Origin of the sequence: Leptolyngbya sp. O-77 (assembly GCF_001548395.1) — a bacterium.
Classification (GTDB): domain Bacteria; phylum Cyanobacteriota; class Cyanobacteriia; order Elainellales; family Elainellaceae; genus Thermoleptolyngbya.
In genome coordinates this window covers 2,863,377-2,881,923 of sequence record NZ_AP017367.1, presented here as the reverse complement: position 1 = coordinate 2,881,923, position 18,547 = coordinate 2,863,377, and the positions used below count along the sequence as shown (strand labels likewise).

Genomic DNA, 18,547 nt, shown 5'->3' with positions numbered 1-18,547 from the left:
GACTATCGTCAACACTCGTCAACAGCCGAAATCCAAAATCCAAAACCCAAAATCCAAAACCTAAAAAACTTCCGTGGATCAACAAAACTCTCAGAGCAATTCTGATAGGTTTGGAGTCAAACTTGGCGTTGCATCGATGCAACGCAGTCGAAACTATCCCACGGGCATACGGTCTCACATAAGTTTTGGAACCCTTCTGAACCCCTATGGCAACCTCCACCCCCAAGCTGATTCTAGACACCGACCCCGGCGGCGACGACAGCCTCGCATTTCTCTGGCTGCTGAGCTTGGTTAAACAGGGACTCGCAGAACTTGTAGCCGTGACCGCAGTGGATGGCAACGTCCACGCACGGCTGACCTTTGCGGCGGCGGCAAAGCTGCTGGCGCTGTGCGGCTATGAGTCGATCGAGGTGGCGCGGGGCGTGATTGGCGGCTCGGAGGGTGATGCCGAAGATGCGGGCGATATCCACGGCGCAGACGGCATGGGCAACCTGTCGCATACGCTGCCGGAACCCGCCCAGAGCTACGAATCCGCCCGCTATTCGGACGAGGTGCTAATCGAAAAGCTGAAGCAGGCTCCAGGAGAAATCACGATCATCGCCATTGGCCCGCTCACCAATCTAGCTGCCGCCGAAAAAAAGTCGCCCGGTGTGCTGAAGCTGGCGAAGGAAATTGTGATCATGGGCGGCGCGTTTGTGGCACCAGGTAACATCACGCCGGAAGCCGAATTCAACATTGCCTACGACCCAGAGGCGGCGCAGTTGGTCTTTGGGACCTGCGACAATCTGATCGTGCTGCCGCTGGACGTGACGCGCCATGTAGTGTTTACGCCAGCGATGGCAGAGCAGGTGATGGAGGTCGCGCCAACCAGCCCGATTTCTAAATTTGTGGTGGGCTTGTGCAAATTCATGGTGGGCACGGCGCTGGCGTTTCGCGAAACCGAAGGGCAGCAGGGCTTTTTGGTACACGATGCCTCGACGCTGGCGTATTTGTTCTATCCTGAAACGCTGCGCTTTCGCCGGGGGCAGGTGGAAATTGAGATTCTGGGCCAATGGACGCGGGGCAAGACGCTGCTGGACAATCGCCACAAGGTCAAACCGGGTGCAAACGCCTGGGTGGCGACAGAGATCGACAGCGTGAATTTGCTGGCGCTGATGATTGAGGACTTGAAGATTCTGGTTAAAGATTGACGCTGCGAATGGCAGCAGTCCAGATGGATGGTTGATTCAGGCATCTCACTGATGCTCTAGCTCTTCCGGGCTAGAGAGGGAGAGGGCTGGCTGTGGGTAAGCAAGTCTCGTAGTCCCCGTAGACGTGCCACGAGTCGCTGGCTTAGGGCTGGCGGGCAGAGCAGTAGCGCTCCCTGTGCTAGCCCCTTGAGCGAGAGGCGGTTTCGCCAGCCGTAGCCCGCCGAGCAATAGACCTGAAAAGCAGAGAGGCGATCGCCCAGGGAGAGCCAGCAGTTGACCGCTGGGGTGGCGTATTTTTGCAACTGCACCAGGCGGACTGGCTCTAGGTCGATCGGCAACTTCACTCGCCGCAGCAGGTCGTAGGTGAGGTGCGTATAGTTTTGGGTGGCGGTGATGGATGCGTCTGTGGCGCGGTAGCTGGCTGTATATTCATCTAGAAAATAGAAAGCTTCGGATACAGCCGCCAGCCGCAGCCCAAAGTCGAGGTCGCAAGCGCTGCCCACCTCGGCCCGATCGCGATAGCCGACCTGACGGGCGATCGCCGTTTTCACCATAAATCCGTCGTTGGGAAACTGCGCCACCAGCGCCGACTCCATCGGGCAAGATTGTCGCCCCGCCCGCGCCGCGACTCGTCGGTATTTCGCGTTTAGGGCAACGGAGGCTGCAAGGTCTACACGACCCTTGTGATCCATCCAATACTGTTTACCAAAAGCCGCGCTGATAGACGGATCGGCATCGAAGCAGGCGGCGAGGCTGGCGATCGCCCCCGGCACAAGCAGATCATCGTCATGGAGCAAAATCAATAGGTCGCCCTCTGCCAGGTGAAAGAGCTGGTTGACGTTTCCAGCCTGGTAGAGAGCGGGCTTGTTGTGGACATAGCGAATCTGCTGGCCAGCAATCCAGGTTGCCAGGGCTTTTTCAGTCAGGTCATCAGGAGAATCATCACTCACCCACACTTCCAGGTTGGGGTACGCTTGCTCTAGCACCGACCTCACCGCTTCTTGCACCAGATCGGGGCGGCGATAGGTGGGAATGCAGACTGAGACAGAAGAGGGCATAGTGGGCAGATGTCCCTGCTGATGTGGTGTTGCCGTTGGTGTCGAGTGCTACCATGCAAATCCTGATAAGAGTTTAATGGAAACTTGCCCTCTGGGATAGTTCGCTAAAGCATGGTTTTGGCATTGGGGCGATCGCCCGTGAAGCGCCAATTTGCGGTGCGGAGCCATTCTGTATTTGCAGTGCATTTGAGACTAAAATTTTACTTGGGATGGTGTTAGCCAGTGTTGATCTGGGGCTTAGTATCCACGGTTTAGCAATCCAGCTTAATAATCTCGTTGGTCACATCACAGGTTTAGTCCATGACTGCTGCTCTTTCTTCACAATCTGCCCCGCTGCCGCTGACTTCACGGCTAGTCAATGTGATCTTGTCCATCAAGCCCCTGGCGCTGTTGGCCAAGCACAATGCCCGCAACATGATGATCAAGCGGGCAGAGGCGATCGGCGTGTACTGGCGGCAAGAGGTGCAAGCGCTGCGGGCGCGGGGCGAAGACGCGGCCTTTTCGCCCGCCTGGGAAGAAGACTTGGCGGCGGTGCAAAATCCCGACCTGGTTTATCCCGACTACTATTGCTGTTCCTTTCACGCCTATGAAGAGGGCAACCTGGGCTGGGAGCCTGCAATGGAGGTGGAAGTCGCCGCCCACGCGGTTCATGCCCGCATCTGGCCCGATGGCGGCGCAGAGGGCGATACGCGGTTGCGTCAGAGCTTTTTGGACATCTTAAAGGAGCAAGGCCCCGAAAATCCCCAAGATATTCTCGATTTGGGATGCAGCGTGGGCATGAGCACCTTTGCGCTGCAATCGCTCTATCCTCAGGCAGCGCTGACGGGCGTGGACTTGTCGCCCTACTTTTTGGCGATCGCCCGTCACCGCGCTCGCACGGGCCGCCAGCCCAACAGCCTGCACACCCTGCAAGTCATGGGGCCAACACCCGACGCGCCTGCGCCCCGTTGGCTGCACGCCGCAGCCGAAGAGACGGGTCTGCCTGATGCCTCCTTCGATCTGGTGTCTGCGTTTTTGATTTTTCATGAACTGCCCCAGTCGGCAGCAGTGCAGATTTTGCAGGAGGCGCGGCGCGTACTGCGGCCCGGCGGCACGTTCGCCCTGATGGACATGAATCCCCGCTCAGAGATTTATGCCAAGATGCCGCCCTACATTCTGACCTTGCTCAAAAGCACGGAGCCATATTTAGATCAATACTTTTCGCTCGATTTGGAGCAAGCCCTGGTCGAAGCAGGTTTTGAGCTACCCACTATCACCTGCAACACGCCGCGCCATCGCACAGTCATCGCCCGTGCCCGCTAAGTGTTTGGGCGAACCGCTGACCAACGGGCAATTCTCATTTGCTGCCTCTCTACCTTTTGTGAGAGGGTGGTCAACCCCTAGCTGTATCGTCAGGTCGAGGAAAAATCAGAGTCCCCCAAGCATACTGAAATTAGGCATACTGGTGAGTAGCGCTGGCGCATGAGCAAGACCGTAGGGCTATATTGTGCTAGACAGGCTGGTTCGCAAGTCTGCCCAAAATTTTGGAATCATGAGCGATCGCCCAACAGACCCTTCTGATGACAAACTCTAACGCTTCCGCAAAATTGGCTGAGGTGCCCAAGTCGCCCGAAGAAATTCAGCGCGAAAAGCAGCGGATGTATGACGTGCTGTTTCTGCTGGAGCAGTTGTTTCATCGGGAAGAGGCGACCGTCAAGCTGGTTTTGGGCTGTCTGTATGACGTGGGCGCAGTGAATCTAATCAACCAGAAGCTGACCTTTCGCCCGCTGAATCGCTTGGGTAAAGGCACGGCACGATTGTCGAAGCCGCTCTTTACGGCGATCGCCATCCGCTGGTTTCACAAAAATGTCCCCCAGCTTTTGACCAAATGGCTCCACAGCAAAGTCCAGTTTGAACCCGAACCTGCTGCCAAGGCGGTTCAGGCAGAACAACTGGAAGAGACTGCAACCGCAGCCAATGCCGAACTGGTACAGCCCGCAGCGGTGGCTCCCGATCAAACGGCTCTGCTATCGGAAGGGTCTGCGCCGCTGCTTCAGCCCATCTCGCCTGACGAAGCGACCTACAGCCCCGTGGCGCTGGAGTTGCAGCCAAAAGAGTTGCAGACGAACCAGACGAATGGCAAGACGGCGATCGCCCAACCTGCCCAGTCGCTCCCTCAAAATGGCAGGCTGCACCTGGCAACTGCTGCGCCTTCGGTTACCCGCCCGGTCGAGCAGTCTACGGTCGTTGCGTCCATTGCACCCGTGCCCACAGCCTCTTCCATTTCGCTGCAAGAGTCTGACATGATGCCCCGCACGGCGGCGCTGGCGGTGATGGAGGACTATCGTCAGGAGATTGCCCGACTGCGATCGCGCGTGAACTATCTGGCGATCGCCCTGATCAGCGTCAGCGGCATCCTCACGAGTGCCCTCCTCTGGGTCGCAACGAATCCTCCTGGCAACACGGTCGAAGCCGAAACCCGCCCGCAGCCTGTGCTGACCCAGCCCGCCATTGGCAGCGGCGCAGCAGACTAGGAAATAGCGCCAAAGGAAGGCTACGCCTTTGCCAGCGCTGGCTCTTTTGCCTGCGACGCGCTACTCTCCGGCACAGGCAGCCCGTAGACCTCGGCTGAATTATTCGGGCTTTCGATTAGCTTGACTTTGTGCAGCTTTGCGCCGATTGCCCGAATCGGGTCTTCCAGCAGGTCGCGGATGTGAACCGCGATATTCTCCGCCGTAGGCACCACCTTGGCAAAATAGGGAATGTCGTGATTCAAAAATGTGTGATCAAACGGTTCCACAACATGTTCATCGACCGCGTTCTGAAAGGCAACCAAATCGGCGATCATGCCCGTGCGCGGGTCGATCTCGCCCCTGATCGTTACCTCTAGGTGATAGTTGTGGCCGTGACCGTGAATCCGGGCGCACTTGCCGTAGATTTCTGAGTTCTGCTCTAGCGTGAGGTGCGGCAGTGCTAGCCGGTGTGCCGCGCTGAAGTGGGTGCTGATCGTGAGGTAGGCTTCCATGTCGTTTTCCTGTGTAGTCGGGCCCAGAGTTCGGGATGTTCAAAAAGCTGGATGTTGAGGATGGGCAAGTGGGGCGCGAGGCGATGCCAGATGACCCGTGCGATATTTTCTGTCGTGGGCAAGGTCTGCTGAAACTCGTCCCATACGTCGTTGAGATAGGCAAAGTTAAGCTGGCTCGTCACTTCTCGCTTAATCACCTGCTTCACATCCGACAGGTTTAGCACCATGCCATAGTCATCTAGCTCGCCCTCCATTGCTACGTACAGCACGTAGTTGTGCCCGTGTCCTGGGGCCTGGGCGCACAGCCCAAACTGTTGTCGATTCTCGTCTTCGCTTAGCTCCGGTAGCCAATAGCGATGGCTAGCCGAAAACTCAGCCCGACGATTGATGATGCATTTCATAGAAAAGCCGCTGGTAGAAAAGCCGCTGGACAGTCGTAACGTTCTGTAAAGATACTAGCGTTTTGGCTGCGAATATGGGGGATGGGGCAGTGGCGCTAAAACACGGACTTGCTGCCTGAAACGCCTCGTTATCCTTCTTCCAACCAAAGCTCGTCGCTGGCATGATGCACCGTTTTTACCCACTTCAGGCGCTTGGGACGAATAGACATACGGAGGGTGGTGCTGGCCACGATCGCCAGCCAGTGGAGCATGTAAATCGCGCCGCGCAGGGTTTGCAGCAGGAGTGAGAAACCGGGGTAGGCGCGGCCGCGGCGCACGTCTTCCAGTTCTGCTTTGGCCTCGGTGCGGGTCTGGAAGCGACGCAGACCGATCATCATGCCCACCATCGACATGACCAGCGTGAATCCGGTGAGCGGGCCAAAGATGGGAAGACGACTGCGGGCGATCGCCATCAGCAAATCTGGCAGCGCTGCCGTCGGCATAACGTACTGAAACATGAAGAACGTCAGCAGATCCATCGTTTTGCGAGTGCCCATGCGGTTGCGGACAATCCAGCGCCAATAGTCGAGATAGCGCTGATAGCCGCCCTCCGCCCAGCGGTTGCGCTGATGCCACAGCCCGCCCAGGCGCGTTACGCCTTGCTCTTGCACCGCAGGCATTGGCAAAAAGTCAATGTCCCATCCGTCTAGGTGCAGGCGAATGGTCAAGTCCAGGTCGTCGGTAATGGTTTCTTCGTTCCACGCGCCACAGCGCTCTAGCGCCGCCCGCCGCACAAACTGACCATTGCCGCGCAGTTCGCCAAGGCCGCCCACGGCAATCCGCTGCTGCTGGTAATACGCATCTAGCGCCATTTCAGCAACCTGGCCCTGAATCCAGAAATTCCCCGAATCGGGATGGTTGGTGGCCTGGGCGATCGCCTTTCGCACCTGCACTGCTCCCACCCGCGCCGACTGAAACAAGGGCAGCACCCGCCGCAGCAAGTCCGCAGGCACTTCCGCGTCGGCATCAAACACGCCAAAGATTTCACCCTTTGCCAGCGCACAAACCTGGTTCAATGCGCCCGACTTGCCACCGCTGGCCTCGGCTCCGCGCCGCAGCACTTTCAGTTGGGGATACTCACTTTTCAACTTGTCCAGCACTTGGGGTGTGCGATCGGTGCTGTGGTCGTCCACCACCCAGAGTTCGTAGCGACTGGCCGGATAGTCGATTCCACAGAGCGCCCGCACTAAGGGCCCAATTACGCCCTCCTCGTTTTTGGCCGCTACCATCAGCGATACAAAAGGCAGATCCGCCGGATTCTCGCTGGTCAGCGGGTGGGGCAGGGGACGGGGACGCGCTGCCATCAACCGCAAAATGTGAACCCCCATCAGCGCCGTTAGACCATACACCACCCACGCCCCCCAGGAAACGAGATGGAGGGCGATCGTGCTACTCCACACAATCGTCATCGCCAGGGCGGCCTTGCCCCTGCGCCCTGCTAGCCCGCGATAAAACTGCGACTGCGGATCGTCTGCATCTGACAAGTCAGACACGATGGCGTGAATCGGCTCTAGCTCATCGAATTCATCGTCATACCAGGACTGCTGCGGCATAGGTTCACCCTTTGACGGCTTCCGCCGTGATGCAGAGGTCTAAATCAGTCAAATCTAAGCAAATTTAAATCTGTCTGTTAAATCAGGTCGAAAGGATTATGAGTAGGTATGAATTTGTCTAAATGCTCTGGACTAAACTAGCGGTTTGGGAAACCTGTTGAGCGGACATTGCGCCGCCGATCTCCATCCTAACCAGGACGCATGGACGATTTGAAAATCCTTCAGGACACTTGTTAGTACGGGACTCGTTACAGGACTCGTTCAGCAGTAGTCTACCAATCATTAAGCAATCCTAAAACTGAAATTGGCAAACCATCGTTAGATTGCCCGAAATTCAAGCCTTTCCATCATGCGCTACGTTGTGAGGTGGTTATTCGGCTCAACGGTGTGGCTTCCCGTCCTACCTGTTGGGACTCTCAAACCACTGACCCTGTCTAACCTGACCCGGACAAACCAGGCTGATATTCTGATGAAGGTTCTTAGAGGCGAATGGTTTTATGGCGTGGACACGGCCCAGCGGGCGGCAGGCGGATGAGCTGCGTCCGGTTCAATTTGAGCGGCGATTCACCCGATTTGCAGCGGGGTCGGTGCTGACGCACTGTGGCGAAACCCAGGTGTTGTGTACGGTAACGGTGCAGCCAGGTGTGCCGAAGTTTTTGGAAGGCAGCGGCCAGGGCTGGCTGACGGCGGAATATCGAATGCTGCCCAGCGCCACGCCCCAGCGACAGGCGCGAGAGTTTATGAAGCTGTCGGGGCGGACGCAGGAGATTCAGCGGCTGATCGGGCGCAGTCTGCGGGCAGCCCTAGACATGAAGGCGCTGGGAGAACGGACGCTGACGGTGGATGCAGACGTGCTGCAAGCGGATGCGGGAACCCGCACCACGGCGATTACCGGAGGATATGTGGCCCTATGTGATGCGATCGCCCATCTCCTGTCCACGGGTGAACTGGAGGCCTCACCCCTGCGGCATCAGATCGCGGCGGTGTCTGTGGGGCTGCTGCATGGCGAAGCTTTTCTGGATCTGGACTATCCCGAAGATGTGGCGGCGGAGATTGATTTCAATGTTGTGATGACGGAAGAATTGGCGCTGATCGAGCTACAGGGCACGGCCGAAGAGGGCAGCTTTAGCCGGACTCAGCTTAACCAGCTTTTGGATATTGCCGAAACGGGCATTGGCGAATTGCTCAAGCTTCAGCAGCAGGCATTGCGAAGCAGCTAAGCAAGACCCTGGACGGGCGATCGCCCCCCTTTTATCGGCTCAAAATCCTTCCCAAGAATCCCCCGTCTGGGGCTTATCAAAGCCTTACCCCAGAACGTTAAGATAAGGGATGAACTTTCCGAAAAGATCGGAGTTAATTTCTAGTGCTAGAGACACTCATCGCCGACTTTCGCGTCATCTTTGAGCGAGATCCAGCCGCTCGAAACTGGTTAGAAGTTCTCTTTTGCTATCCCGGTCTACAAGCCCTGTTGATGCACCGCTTTGCCCATCGTTTATATCAGATGCGGCTTCCTTTCCTGCCGCGTTTGATTTCTCACCTGGCTCGCTTTTTGACGGGCATCGAGATTCACCCCGGCGCACAGATTGGCAGCGGCGTGTTTATCGACCACGGCATGGGGGTGGTCATTGGCGAAACGGCGATCGTGGGCAACTACGCGCTAATTTACCAGGGCGTGACCCTGGGCGGCACGGGCAAAGAAAGCGGCAAGCGCCACCCGACGCTGGGCGAAAACGTGGTTGTCGGCGCGGGCGCAAAGGTGTTGGGCAACCTGAACATTGGCGATAACGTGCGAATTGGGGCGGGGTCTGTGGTGCTGCGCGACGTGCCCGCCGATTGCACGGTGGTTGGTGTGCCTGGACGAGTGGTGTATCGCGGTGGCGAACGGGTCGATCCACTGGAACACAACCGCCTGCCCGACTCGGAAGCTGAGGTGATTCGGGCGCTGCTCGACCGCATCGAAGGACTAGAGCAGCAGATGGAAAGCCTGAAACGGGAGCGGGCGCAAACGCCGCATCTGAGTGGCTCCACAGCAGAGCAGCGTTCGCTAGTTGCTGCCGTTGTTCCGTCGTTTGATGCAGTGGCCGAGCGACAGGAAGCATCAGCAGCCGAGTCGGGGGCAAAGTGTCGGTTGAGCGATCGCGTGATTGAAGAATTCCTGAACGGCGCGGGCATCTAGCGATTCTGCTCGATTGCCTCTACAGCTTTGCGTCTACTGACAGCCGGAAGTCACTCGACCTCCGGCTGTTTCGCACATCGCCCCCAAACCGATGTAACAACCTGTAAATCGCCTCTGGGTTGGATCACACCATTCTCTACAATGAGCCTAGAGCCTGCTTTCAGCCATTCCTCAAACCATTCTTTTAATTTGCCGATATGACTGTAACCGTTGCCGATGTGATGACTCCCGACCCGATTGTGGTGCATCCCGAAACGCCGCTAAATGAGGCCATCAAGCTGATTGCCGAGCGGCGGATTAGCGGGCTGCCTGTGGTCGATGCCGATGGCAAGCTGGTGGGGGTTCTCTCAGAGGCCGACCTGATGTGGCGCGAAACAGGGCCCACGCCGCCGCCCTACATCATGATTTTGGACAGCGTAATTTATCTGGAAAACCCCGGCAAGCATGAGCGAGAGCTGCACAAGGCTCTAGGACAGACCGTTGGCGAAGTCATGACGGGCAAAAAGGAAATCGTCACCACAAAACCGAGCCAAACGCTGCAAAGCGCCGCCAAGTTAATGCACGACCGAGACACGACGCGCCTGCCCGTCCTCGACGACAGCGGCAAGGTGATTGGCATTTTGACACGCGGCGATATCGTGCGGCATTTGGCGGTGGAATAGCGTTCGGCTGAATCAATTCCAGTCTTTTAGGAATCCCAAGTTTAAGAAGATGACGATTACTCCTGAATCTGTGAAAGCCCTGCTGGAGTCTGGGGATTTTGGCGATCGCCTCCGGGCAGTAAACCAAATGCGCCAGCTTGATCCGGCGATTGCTTTCGATCTCATCCAGATTGCCGCCACGGATGCCAGCGTGCGGGTGCGCTATGCCGCCGTCAGCCAGCTTGCCAGCCTGGGCAGCCAAAACCCCGACTTGGCGCTGGATTTATTGCGAGCCAGCCTGCGAGACCCTGAATCCGACGTGCAGGCGGCCGCAGCCGACTCGATTGGGGCGCTAAAGCTGACGGCGGCCTATGAAGACCTGAAGGCGCTCTATCACAAAAGCACGGAATGGTTGGTGCAGTTCAGCATTATCGCCGCGCTGGGCGAACTGGGCGATCCGTCGAGCTTTGACCTGCTGCAAGAGGCGCTCGGCTCTACTAATGAACTGGTGCGGACAGCGGCAATCGGTTCACTGGGTGAATTGGGCGATCCCCGCGCCATTCCCCTGCTGACGGCCTACGCGACGCACCCAGACTGGCAAATTCGCCATCGCGTGGTGCAGGCGTTGGGTCATTTTCAAACTCCGGAAGCCCGCACGGTGCTGGAGAGCATGGTGAATGATGACAATAGTGCTGTAGCCCAGGAGGCAAAGCTTTATCTGTAGCAGAAGTCTATTGGTCTCTATTCAGAGATCTATTGGTCAGAATCTATTGGTCTCTATTCGGTATCTATCGGCATTGGTTTGGGGACGTAGGGGCGATCGCCTCTCCCGCGTTCCTCCGATTCCTAATTCCTTTTTAAGATTCCTGCTGAAATTCCCAAGATAAAATAGTGAAAGCAGCTAATCCCGCTCGGAATACTGTGCTTTGTGAGATGATGTAAATTACCCTCAAACTGTTACTCTTACTACAGGAATTCTTTCTATGGCACTCCGACTTGGTGACACCGTTCCCAACTTTACCCAAAAGTCCACCGAAGGCGATATCAACTTCTACGAATGGGCGGGCGATAGCTGGGTAGTTCTGTTTTCTCACCCCAAGGACTTTACTCCGGTTTGCACCACTGAACTGGGCCGCGTGGCACAACTCAAGCCCGAATTTGACAAGCGCAACGTGAAGGTCATCGCCCTCAGCGTTGATGATGTCGATTCCCACGCAGGCTGGGTAGGCGACATCGAAGAAACCCAGAACACCAAGCTAAACTATCCCATCCTGGCTGACCCCGATCACGTCGTGTCTGATCTGTATGACATGATCCACCCCAACGCCAACGCCATGCTGACGGTGCGGACGGTATTCATTATCGACCCTGCCAAGAAGCTGCGGTTGTCGTTGACCTATCCCCCCAGCACCGGCCGCAACTTTGACGAAATTTTGCGCGTGATCGACTCGCTGCAACTGACCGACAACTACGGTGTGGCTACGCCCGCCGACTGGAAGGACGGCGATGACGTAGTGGTCGTGCCCTCGATCCCTACTGAAGAGGCAAAGCAGAAGTTCCCCAAAGGCGTAAACGAAATTCGCCCCTACCTGCGGATGACCCCCCAGCCCAACAAGTAGGCGCGGCGTGCGCTGGTAAAACTCGATGAAAAGGCAGGTACGGCGTATCTGCCTTTTTCGTTGCAGTTTTCCATCGCGGCTTTCTATAGTTCGTCTAAAGTTCGAGTCAGTTCCGAACAGACCTCCCTAAGATAGAGGGTGAAATCCGGAGGCGATCGCCCTGTTGAGTTGGCGAAGACATGGGCGATCGCCACATCACCGGGAGCGTTTTGCAGGAGAATCCCATGTCTGAAGGCGATCCCATGCTGGATTTAAGCCACAAGCTGGCCCTCGACCGCGACTGCATGACCCTATCGCGGCACGTCCTCAAGCAGTTTCAAGACTTTTCGCCCGAAGCCCAAGACCTCAGCGCCTTGATGAGCCGCATCGCCCTGGCCGCCAAGCTGATCGCCCGTCGCCTCACGCGAGCTGGACTGATGGACGATGCCCTCGGCTTTACCGGGCAAACCAACGTGCAGGGCGAGGCCGTCAAAAAAATGGACGTATACGCCAATCAGGTGTTTATCTCCGTATTCGAGCAGAGCGGGCTGGTCTGCCGCCTTGCGTCTGAGGAAATGGAGAAGCCCTACCACATCCCCGAAAACTGCCCCATCGGTCGCTACACGCTGCTCTACGACCCAATCGATGGCTCCTCCAATCTGGATGTGAATATCAACGTCGGGTCGATTTTCGCAATCCGGCGACAGAGCAACCCAGACCTAGACGAAACCGGGCAAGACCTGCTGCAAAATGGACGCGGGCAAATTGCCGCAGGCTATGTGCTGTACGGCCCCAGCACCATGCTAATTTACTCCATCGGCACAGGCGTTCACGCCTTTACGCTCGACCCGACCCTGGGCGAGTTCGTCCTGTCAAACGAAAATATTCGTGTGCCGGAGCATGGCCCCATCTACAGCGTCAATGAAGGCAACTTCTGGCAATGGGATGAATCCATCCGCGACTACATTCGCTATGTGCATCGCCACGAAGGCTACACCGCCCGCTACGGTGGGGCGCTAGTGGGCGACTTTCACCGCATTCTGTTTCAGGGGGGGGTGTTCCTCTATCCTGGCACGGTGAAAAAGCCCGAAGGCAAGCTGCGATTGCTCTACGAATCTGCCCCGCTAGCATTTCTGATTGAGCAGGCCGGCGGCCGCGCCAGCAACGGCACTCAAGACATTCTGGACGTGGTGCCCAATCAGGTTCATACCCGCACGCCGCTGATCATCGGCAGCACAGAAGATGTGGCGCTGGTGGAGTCCTTCATCCGCGAGCGTCAGCGCGAACAGCAAAATCCTGTCATTTCTGTACGGTCTTAGTGGGTGGCGATCGTCCATTCCTAAAGCCCGCATTAAGGTTTTCTGGGTTGTCAAACAGAAAACCAAGTTGAACCGGAAGAAAGTGGTGTGATAAGGAATGGCTTTTACGCTTTTGCCAGGTTTGCACACTAGAGCCTGCTGAGGGCCTGCTGATGGAATTTGCGAAATCTTATCCAGGGCGCAGGGCAGATTCAGCAACACCCGTCAGGATCAAAAGTCAAGGATAGAGCGTTCTGCTAGGTGGCATCCAGACAAAACTTCTAAGCATGAACTCTGGGCATGAACTCTGGACGTGAACTCTGGGCGATCGCCCCTCAAAGCTTCTTCCACCCGTCCTCAACCTCCCATCCAACCCAATCTACGCACACTCTACGCACCCCCAACCTTGTCTATGGTCACGCTTCTAGAAAACCCCCTCCGCGTTGGTCTTCAGCAAGACCGCATTCCCGAACCCCAGATCCTAGTCATCTTTGGTGCCAGCGGTGACCTCACCCAGCGCAAGCTGATCCCCGCCATTTACCAAATGAAACTGGAGCGTCGTCTGCCGCCCGAACTCACCATCGTTGGCGTAGCCCGACGGGATTGGAGCAACGACTATTTCCGAGAGCAGATGCGGATTGGGGTCGAAGAGTTTGGCGGCGGGCTAGGCAAACAAGAAGTCTGGGACGACTTTGCTCGCGGGCTGTACTATTTTCCCGCCGACATGGACGATCCAGTGAGCTATCAGGGCTTGAAGAACTTCCTGGCAAACCTGGATGATACCCGCGGCACTCGCGGCAACCGGGTGTTCTACCTGGCAGTGGCACCCCGCTTCTTCTCCGGAGCGATCGAGCAACTGGGCGCAGCCGGAATGCTGCCCGATCCCGAAAAGCATCGCCTAGTGATTGAAAAACCCTTTGGCAAAGACCTGATCTCTGCTCAGGCGCTCAATCAGGTCGTGCAGCATGTGTGCAGCGAAAATCAGGTCTACCGCATTGACCACTACCTCGGCAAAGAAACAGTCCAAAACCTGATGGTGTTTCGCTTTGCTAATGCCATCTTTGAGCCGCTGTGGAACCGTCAATACGTAGACCATGTGCAAATCACGGTGGCAGAGCGCGTCGGGCTGGAGGGACGAGCAGGCTACTACGAAACGTCTGGAGCTTTGCGGGATATGGTGCAGAACCATCTCATGCAGCTCTTTTGTCTAACGGCGATGGAGCCGCCCAACTCGCTCGATGCTGACAACATCCGCAACGAAAAAGTGAAGGTGCTGCAAGCGACTCACTTGGCTGAAGAGATTGAAATCGGCAAGGGTGCGATTCGGGGACAATACTCCGCAGGCTGGCAAGACGGAAAGGCAATTCCTGGCTATCGTGAAGAAGAAGGGGCCAGCCCGACTTCGACAACCCCGACCTACGCCGCTATCAAGCTCAACATCGATAACTGGCGCTGGAAGGGGGTGCCATTCTATCTCCGAACCGGTAAGCGGATGCCCAAAAAGGTATCGGAAATCGCCATCCAGTTCAAGGAGGTGCCGTACCTGATGTTCCAGTCTGCCTCGCGCCAGGCCAATCCCAACGTGCTGGCAATGCGGATTCAGCCAGATGAAGGCATTTCGCTAAAGTTTGAGGTGAAGACACCAGGAACGTCGCTGCGAACCCGCTCGGTAGACATGGATTTTCGTTACGACACGGCCTTTGGTAGCGCCAACACCGACGCTTACAGCCGACTTTTGGTTGACTGTATGTTGGGCGATCAAACCCTGTTTACCCGGGGCGACGAGGTAGAAGCCTCCTGGCGCATTCTCACGCCGCTGCTGCGGGTCTGGGATGCACCGGCCGACCCTGACGCAATTCCGCTTTATGAAGCAGGCACTTGGGGCCCGATCGAGGCAGAACTGTTGCTCAACCGGGACGGGCGACGCTGGCGGAGGCTGTAGAAAAGGCTTGGGTGTCGCATACGAACTCGAAGATCAGGATTGAGACTCGAATTGGCGTGAATCTTAATTTTTCCCTCTTAGTTTTTCCCATAATTTCCCACGACATTACTCATGACTACTACACCGCTTGTTACCTTACAGCAACCGAAGGATATTTCCCTCAGCGAGATTGAGGCGGAGTTGAGTCAGATTTGGCGGATGCAGAGTGGCTCAAAGGGAATGCCTGCACCGACTCGTGCGGCAACCTTCAGCATCGTGGTGTATGCGCCAGAAGAGTTTCAACAACTGCTGGCGATTCTGGGGTTCTATACTGACGAGATCGATAGCTTTTTTGGCCCGCGCACAAAGCAGGCAGTGCTGGCGGCGCAAAAGGCGCTGGGGCTGCGAATGACGGGGCGCTTTGATCCGGAGACGCTGGCGCGACTGCGGGAAGAGGTGGCTAAGCTGCCGCCAGAGAAGCGAGTGTTTCAAAACCGAGACGATCGCGGTTCGACGATTAGCGATGCGATCGCCGTTCAAAATCCCTGCCGTGTGATCACCCTGGCTCCCACACTGGGCGAAGATACGGGCGTGACGGCGCAGGTGTCGGCCTATTGCCCGATTCAAAAGGGCGGTAATGCAGCGTCGATCTGTGGGGAATACATCACAATGAAGGGCACCAAGGAGGCGCTCAACCGCGTGGGCGATCTGGTGGCAACGCTGATGATTCCCAACTTGCCCAAGTTCGTGTGGTGGAAGGCAACGCCCAACCCAGAGCATGAGCTATTTCAAAAACTGGCTGAAACTTGCAACTGTCTGATTCTTGATTCTTCCTATTTCACTGATCCAGCGACGGAATTCCTGAAAATGCAGGAATTGATCGAGTCAGATACCTACATTGCTGACCTTAACTGGCATCGGTTGTCGGTGTGGCAGGAGCTAGCTGCGGCAGCGTTTGATCCGCCGGAGCGACGCATTGCCCTGGTGGAAGTAGACAAGATCACGATTGATTATGAAAAGGGTAATCCGGCCCAGGCATATATGTATCTGGGCTGGTTTGCTAGCCGTCTGGGCTGGAAACCTGTGTCTATTACCGAAACACCCGGCGACTATGACATTACGACAGTGATGTTTAAGGGATCGGAGGATCAGGATATCCATGCGGAACTTGCAGGGGTGCCGATTGCCGATGCAGGTGAGATCATTGGCGACCTGATTGGGCTTCGCCTGAGTTCGAGCAACGCCAACGCCAACTGCTGCACGATTCTCTGCTCGGAAACGACGGGCTGTATGCGAATGGAGGCTGGCGGCAGCGCTCAAAACTGTCGGACGGAGCAGGTGACGGCGATCAACGACCAGAAGGCGGAGTTTCTAGTGAGCCAGCAGCTTCAGCGCTGGGGCCGCGACGTGCTGTATGAAGAAAGTCTGGCGATGACGACCAGCATTTTGCGGCTGAAGGCGTAGATTGATTGGCTGGATCAGTCCTCTAGCGCGGTTTGCATTGGCAGTTAGTTTGCATTGGCGGTTGCACTATCGTTCGGCGGCGATCGCCTCTTCTTGGGAGGCAACTTGAGGGGCGATCGCCCGCGCCGCATTCACTAGCGTGAGCAGCGGCCCACTTTGCTCTTGCCCGCTCGTAGACAGGTCGCTGTGGCAGAGAAAGACGCGCTCATCGGCCCGATAGAGCAGGTCGCGGAGCTGGCGTTCCAGGCGATTTTGGTCTGCCTCTAGCGCGTCGGCCGCCGTCCACCGCTGCCCCGACCAATTGCTGAGAAACAGCGGCGCGGCAAACAGTCCACCGCCCCCTATCAGCCATAGGGGAGAACCCGCATCTAGCCAAAACTGCCAGCGGTGGGCGCAGCGATTAGCCCGGTATTGAAAGATGGTAGCCAGCGTCACGGCGGGGCGGGTGATGAGCGGACGCACGGGATAGGGATCGGCAGTAATCGTGCCGCCGCGCAATAGCTCGATAAAGTCCTGCACGCTTTCCGATGGCGGTGCGGCGTTTCGTAGCGCATCCATTTGCCGCAGGCGAGACTCCACCTCCCAAAAGTGCTGTGCCGTTTCCATCAGCTCTCGCAGTGCCGCCAGCCGATCGTAGGGCAACGTGCTGCCACCATAGAGAAACTGCTGAATGGCGCGGTCGAGCAGCGTGGCAGGGCTGGGAATTAGCCGCTGCTGCTGTTGGGCTTGCTGCGTCTCGATCCACAGGCGAATCGACTCGTAAGCCTGAGAGGCGCGATAGCCCAGCCGATCCCACCGAGGGAAAGCCGTCGCAGGCAGCAGATGCGGACGATTGGGGTCGGGCACAAAGCAGTGATCGACAATCAGCCCAGCCCGGACGGGATCGATCATGGGGGAAGGCTCAGGGACGGCAAGATTTTGGATGGGGGAGGGGGGATTTTGGACGGGGGTCTGGCTGAGAACAATCAGGAGTTCGGCGATCGCCTCTCGGTTGATTAGCCGTCCCAGCCCCGGATAAACCAGCGCCAGCAAGCTCAGCAGGGCGCGAATCATGGGCGAGGCGGCGAGGGGCTGCTGGTCGTTCAGCGCTTCTACGGCAATGCCCCGGCGGGTGAGGATTTCGCGCAGGGTGTAGCGGGCGATCGCATCCAGCCCCGGCCCAATGATCGCCACCTCATCGGGACGCACCTGCCCGCTGTGAATCGCCTGAGCCACTTGCTCTGCCGTTTCTCGCAGCAGTTGCGCCCGCGAGACAGTCTGAATCGACTGCATTGCCTCCGGCAGTTCTGGCAACAGCACGGGTTCCCGCACCCAGCCCGCCAGCGCATCGGCCCAGTCGGTGCCCAGGGTTTCTCCAGGCGGGTCGAGCGTTTCCACCTGGCAGCGTTCCGCCAGCGTTCCCAGCCGGGACGGATCGGCTCCCAGCCCCCAGCGCACCGCCCCTTGGGGATTGTAGGTGAAAAATCCGGGCAGCCCTGCATCGAGCAAGTGAGCAAACAGCGTGTGGGCGATCGCCGGATATTCATCTACGTCGTCTGCTAATAGCGCACTGAAGCGATCGCGCAATCGGGCTTGGTAGGTTCCATCCGGCAGCAGATAGCGGCTGTATAGATCCGCCGCGATGCCGTAGGTCAGCAGCCCCCGCTCCAGGCACCAGTCACGCCACTGGGCGATCGCCTCGCCAATGTGTAGCCACAAATTGGGCTGCGTTTCGGGCGGAGCCAGCCCTTGCTGGAGCAGCGGCGCAATGTCTTCTGGGGGAACCTCTGCCAGCGCCGCCAGTTGCAGCAGATCCAGCATTCGCCGCACGAGGAAATAGTCTGATACACCGGGTAGCGTCAGCGTTCCCTCGTCTAATCGGGGCTGCCAGAGGCGCGTGGCAAGGGCTTGCTCGGTTTCGGGCCGCAGCCGCAGGGGAAACTGAGTGCCCACCACGCCCCGCTCGACTAGCAGCGGATAAAACAGCACCACCTCGCTGAGGAAAAATCCGGCCGGCGTGGCGGTTTCCACGGGATATTGCGCCTGCTGGGCGACCAGCCGATCCGACAGATCCAGCCGATTGTCGCCGATCGCCGCAAAGGCCAGCGCCGGAGTTTCTGAGATGGCTTCAAGCGCACTCACCCATTCGCCAAAGCGCTGCACCAGCCGCCCCGTCTTGCCGCTGCGTGACGTGCCCACAATCCAGATCGACGGCTGCATGGAAA

General features: G+C 57.4%; 16 protein-coding genes. 11 read left to right on the top strand and 5 right to left on the bottom strand.

Annotated features, from left to right (window positions below):
* Nucleotides 1-206 precede the first annotated feature (206 nt).
* Nucleotides 207-1,190 (top strand): nucleoside hydrolase, encoded by a 984-nt coding sequence (locus O77CONTIG1_RS12230; protein ID WP_068510946.1) that lies wholly within the window; start codon nt 207-209, stop codon nt 1,188-1,190.
* 56 nt (nt 1,191-1,246) lie between these two features.
* Here O77CONTIG1_RS12230 and O77CONTIG1_RS12225 read toward each other — a convergent pair whose 3' ends face one another.
* Complete coding sequence (locus O77CONTIG1_RS12225; RefSeq protein ID WP_068510944.1) at nt 1,247-2,248, bottom strand: glycosyltransferase family 2 protein; 1,002 nt, start codon at nt 2,246-2,248, stop codon at nt 1,247-1,249.
* Between the two features lie 300 nt (nt 2,249-2,548).
* Here O77CONTIG1_RS12225 and O77CONTIG1_RS12220 point away from each other — a divergent pair, with 300 nt between their 5' ends.
* Both O77CONTIG1_RS12220 and O77CONTIG1_RS26840 read left to right on the top strand, forming a co-directional pair.
* Entirely contained in the window at nt 2,549-3,550 is a 1,002-nt protein-coding gene (locus O77CONTIG1_RS12220; protein ID WP_068510942.1) for a class I SAM-dependent methyltransferase, read from the top strand.
* A 257-nt stretch (nt 3,551-3,807) separates the two neighbouring features.
* Nucleotides 3,808-4,761: a hypothetical protein gene (locus O77CONTIG1_RS26840; protein ID WP_197673181.1), complete on the top strand. Its 954-nt coding sequence runs from the start codon at nt 3,808-3,810 to the stop codon at nt 4,759-4,761.
* A gap of 20 nt (nt 4,762-4,781) precedes the next feature.
* Here O77CONTIG1_RS26840 and O77CONTIG1_RS27925 read toward each other — a convergent pair whose 3' ends face one another.
* The 3 genes from O77CONTIG1_RS27925 to O77CONTIG1_RS12205 form a co-directional block, all read right to left on the bottom strand.
* The gene (locus O77CONTIG1_RS27925) at nt 4,782-5,252 is read right to left on the bottom strand and encodes a 6-pyruvoyl trahydropterin synthase family protein (protein ID WP_317134095.1); all 471 of its coding nucleotides are present in this window, start codon (nt 5,250-5,252) and stop codon (nt 4,782-4,784) included.
* Nucleotides 5,201-5,653, bottom strand: a complete 453-nt coding sequence (locus O77CONTIG1_RS27920; protein ID WP_317134094.1) for a 6-pyruvoyl trahydropterin synthase family protein — start codon at nt 5,651-5,653, stop codon at nt 5,201-5,203. Before O77CONTIG1_RS27920 ends, O77CONTIG1_RS27925 begins: the two co-directional genes overlap by 52 nt.
* 128 nt (nt 5,654-5,781) lie before the next feature.
* Nucleotides 5,782-7,245, bottom strand: coding sequence for a glycosyltransferase (locus O77CONTIG1_RS12205; RefSeq protein ID WP_068510939.1), 1,464 nt, complete (start codon nt 7,243-7,245; stop codon nt 5,782-5,784).
* A 497-nt stretch (nt 7,246-7,742) separates the two neighbouring features.
* On the opposite strand from O77CONTIG1_RS12205, the gene rph reads away from it, so the two are divergent.
* From rph to opcA, 8 genes are all read left to right on the top strand, one after another.
* On the top strand, nt 7,743-8,465 hold the full coding sequence (rph, locus tag O77CONTIG1_RS12200) for a ribonuclease PH (protein ID WP_068510937.1): 723 nt from the start codon (nt 7,743-7,745) through the stop codon (nt 8,463-8,465).
* A 143-nt stretch (nt 8,466-8,608) separates the two neighbouring features.
* Nucleotides 8,609-9,421, top strand: a complete 813-nt coding sequence (cysE, locus tag O77CONTIG1_RS12195) for a serine O-acetyltransferase (protein WP_068510935.1) — start codon at nt 8,609-8,611, stop codon at nt 9,419-9,421.
* 197 nt (nt 9,422-9,618) lie between these two features.
* Nucleotides 9,619-10,083 carry a CBS domain-containing protein gene (locus tag O77CONTIG1_RS12190; RefSeq protein ID WP_068510933.1) on the top strand — a complete coding sequence of 155 codons (465 nt, stop codon included), beginning with the start codon at nt 9,619-9,621 and terminating at the stop codon, nt 10,081-10,083.
* A gap of 49 nt (nt 10,084-10,132) precedes the next feature.
* On the top strand, nt 10,133-10,786 hold the full coding sequence (gene nblB / locus O77CONTIG1_RS12185) for a phycobilisome degradation protein NblB (RefSeq protein ID WP_068510931.1): 654 nt from the start codon (nt 10,133-10,135) through the stop codon (nt 10,784-10,786).
* 259 nt (nt 10,787-11,045) lie between these two features.
* Nucleotides 11,046-11,681, top strand: coding sequence for a peroxiredoxin (locus O77CONTIG1_RS12180; protein WP_068510929.1), 636 nt, complete (start codon nt 11,046-11,048; stop codon nt 11,679-11,681).
* Between the two features lie 224 nt (nt 11,682-11,905).
* On the top strand, nt 11,906-12,979 hold the full coding sequence (gene fbp / locus O77CONTIG1_RS12175; protein ID WP_068516479.1) for a class 1 fructose-bisphosphatase: 1,074 nt from the start codon (nt 11,906-11,908) through the stop codon (nt 12,977-12,979).
* 391 nt (nt 12,980-13,370) lie between these two features.
* The gene (gene zwf, locus O77CONTIG1_RS12170; RefSeq protein ID WP_068510927.1) at nt 13,371-14,900 is read left to right on the top strand and encodes a glucose-6-phosphate dehydrogenase; all 1,530 of its coding nucleotides are present in this window, start codon (nt 13,371-13,373) and stop codon (nt 14,898-14,900) included.
* Nucleotides 14,901-15,011: 111 nt separating this feature from the next.
* Nucleotides 15,012-16,343, top strand: coding sequence for a glucose-6-phosphate dehydrogenase assembly protein OpcA (opcA, locus tag O77CONTIG1_RS12165; protein ID WP_068510924.1), 1,332 nt, complete (start codon nt 15,012-15,014; stop codon nt 16,341-16,343).
* 66 nt (nt 16,344-16,409) lie between these two features.
* On the opposite strand, the gene O77CONTIG1_RS12160 is transcribed toward opcA, so the two are convergent.
* Nucleotides 16,410-18,542, bottom strand: coding sequence for a hypothetical protein (locus tag O77CONTIG1_RS12160; RefSeq protein WP_068510922.1), 2,133 nt, complete (start codon nt 18,540-18,542; stop codon nt 16,410-16,412).
* Nucleotides 18,543-18,547: the final 5 nt, after the last annotated feature.

Excerpts from the sequence above, each read along its gene's own strand:
- O77CONTIG1_RS12230 (WP_068510946.1), top strand. The coding sequence starts at position 207 with ATGGCAACCTCCACCCCCAAGCTGATTCTAGACACCGACCCCGGCGGC.
- O77CONTIG1_RS12225 (WP_068510944.1), bottom strand. The coding sequence starts at position 2,248 with ATGCCCTCTTCTGTCTCAGTCTGCATTCCCACCTATCGCCGCCCCGAT.
- O77CONTIG1_RS12220 (WP_068510942.1), top strand. The coding sequence starts at position 2,549 with ATGACTGCTGCTCTTTCTTCACAATCTGCCCCGCTGCCGCTGACTTCA.
- O77CONTIG1_RS26840 (WP_197673181.1), top strand. The coding sequence starts at position 3,808 with ATGACAAACTCTAACGCTTCCGCAAAATTGGCTGAGGTGCCCAAGTCG.
- O77CONTIG1_RS27925 (WP_317134095.1), bottom strand. The coding sequence starts at position 5,252 with ATGGAAGCCTACCTCACGATCAGCACCCACTTCAGCGCGGCACACCGG.
- O77CONTIG1_RS27920 (WP_317134094.1), bottom strand. The coding sequence starts at position 5,653 with ATGAAATGCATCATCAATCGTCGGGCTGAGTTTTCGGCTAGCCATCGC.
- O77CONTIG1_RS12205 (WP_068510939.1), bottom strand. The coding sequence starts at position 7,245 with ATGCCGCAGCAGTCCTGGTATGACGATGAATTCGATGAGCTAGAGCCG.
- rph (WP_068510937.1), top strand. The coding sequence starts at position 7,743 with ATGGCGTGGACACGGCCCAGCGGGCGGCAGGCGGATGAGCTGCGTCCG.
- O77CONTIG1_RS12190 (WP_068510933.1), top strand. The coding sequence starts at position 9,619 with ATGACTGTAACCGTTGCCGATGTGATGACTCCCGACCCGATTGTGGTG.
- nblB (WP_068510931.1), top strand. The coding sequence starts at position 10,133 with ATGACGATTACTCCTGAATCTGTGAAAGCCCTGCTGGAGTCTGGGGAT.
- O77CONTIG1_RS12180 (WP_068510929.1), top strand. The coding sequence starts at position 11,046 with ATGGCACTCCGACTTGGTGACACCGTTCCCAACTTTACCCAAAAGTCC.
- fbp (WP_068516479.1), top strand. The coding sequence starts at position 11,906 with ATGTCTGAAGGCGATCCCATGCTGGATTTAAGCCACAAGCTGGCCCTC.
- zwf (WP_068510927.1), top strand. The coding sequence starts at position 13,371 with ATGGTCACGCTTCTAGAAAACCCCCTCCGCGTTGGTCTTCAGCAAGAC.
- opcA (WP_068510924.1), top strand. The coding sequence starts at position 15,012 with ATGACTACTACACCGCTTGTTACCTTACAGCAACCGAAGGATATTTCC.
- O77CONTIG1_RS12160 (WP_068510922.1), bottom strand. The coding sequence starts at position 18,542 with ATGCAGCCGTCGATCTGGATTGTGGGCACGTCACGCAGCGGCAAGACG.